This window comes from Enterobacter sp. EC_50 (assembly GCF_019584525.1).
Classification (GTDB): Bacteria; Pseudomonadota; Gammaproteobacteria; order Enterobacterales; family Enterobacteriaceae; genus Enterobacter; species Enterobacter roggenkampii.
Map to the genome: position 1 here is coordinate 1 of NZ_VDAF01000064.1, position 1484 is coordinate 1484.

Genomic DNA, 1484 nt, shown 5'->3' on the forward strand with positions numbered 1-1484 from the left:
CCCCTATACGGTTAACCTTGCTACAGAATATAAGTCGCTGACCCATTATACAAAAGGTACGCAGTCACACCACGAAGGTGCTCCCACTGCTTGTACGTACACGGTTTCAGGTTCTTTTTCACTCCCCTCGCCGGGGTTCTTTTCGCCTTTCCCTCACGGTACTGGTTCACTATCGGTCAGTCAGGAGTATTTAGCCTTGGAGGATGGTCCCCCCATATTCAGACAGGATACCACGTGTCCCGCCCTACTCTTCGAGTTCACAACCTGTGTGCTTTCGTGTACGGGACTGTCACCCTGTACCGTGCGACTTTCCAGACGCTTCCACTAACACACAAGCTGATTCAGACTCTGGGCTGCTCCCCGTTCGCTCGCCGCTACTGGGGGAATCTCGGTTGATTTCTTTTCCTCGGGGTACTTAGATGTTTCAGTTCCCCCGGTTCGCCTCGTTAACCTATGTATTCAGTTAACGATAGTGTGTCGGAACACACTGGGTTTCCCCATTCGGACATCGCCGGGTCAAAGGTTCATATCACCTCGCCGGCGCTTTTCGCAGATTAGCACGTCCTTCATCGCCTCTGACTGCCAGGGCATCCACCGTGTACGCTTAGTCGCTTAACCTCACAACCCGAAGATGTTTCACTTCTGATTGCGAAAATTTGAGAGACTCGAACACACCATTTAAGATGTGTCGTTTCAATTTTCAGCTTGATCCAGATTTTTAAAGAGCAAATATCTCAAACGTGACTCGTAAGTCAGTTTTGAGATATGACGGCAGGTGACTTTCACTCACGAACCAGCAAGTGGCGTCCCCTAGGGGATTCGAACCCCTGTTACCGCCGTGAAAGGGCGGTGTCCTGGGCCTCTAGACGAAGGGGACACTGAAGTCTCAATCGCAAGACGCCTTGCTATTTACTTTTCATCAGACAATCTGTGTGAGCACTGCAAAGGCAGGTTCTTTAAGGTAAGGAGGTGATCCAACCGCAGGTTCCCCTACGGTTACCTTGTTACGACTTCACCCCAGTCATGAATCACAAAGTGGTAAGCGCCCTCCCGAAGGTTAAGCTACCTACTTCTTTTGCAACCCACTCCCATGGTGTGACGGGCGGTGTGTACAAGGCCCGGGAACGTATTCACCGTAGCATTCTGATCTACGATTACTAGCGATTCCGACTTCATGGAGTCGAGTTGCAGACTCCAATCCGGACTACGACGCACTTTATGAGGTCCGCTTGCTCTCGCGAGGTCGCTTCTCTTTGTATGCGCCATTGTAGCACGTGTGTAGCCCTACTCGTAAGGGCCATGATGACTTGACGTCATCCCCACCTTCCTCCAGTTTATCACTGGCAGTCTCCTTTGAGTTCCCGGCCGGACCGCTGGCAACAAAGGATAAGGGTTGCGCTCGTTGCGGGACTTAACCCAACATTTCACAACACGAGCTGACGACAGCCATGCAGCACCTGTCTCAGAGTTCCCGAAGGCACCAA

At 51.6% G+C, this 1484-nt stretch carries 1 tRNA gene and 2 rRNA genes; all 3 read right to left on the minus strand.

Going from position 1 to position 1484, the window contains the following annotated elements:
- Nucleotides 1-618 (minus strand): 23S ribosomal RNA (locus FHC48_RS22950); the annotation flags it as partial.
- 183 nt (nt 619-801) lie between these two features.
- Nucleotides 802-877: transfer RNA gene (locus FHC48_RS22955), tRNA-Glu, on the minus strand.
- A gap of 85 nt (nt 878-962) precedes the next feature.
- Nucleotides 963-1484 (minus strand): 16S ribosomal RNA (locus FHC48_RS22960); the annotation flags it as partial.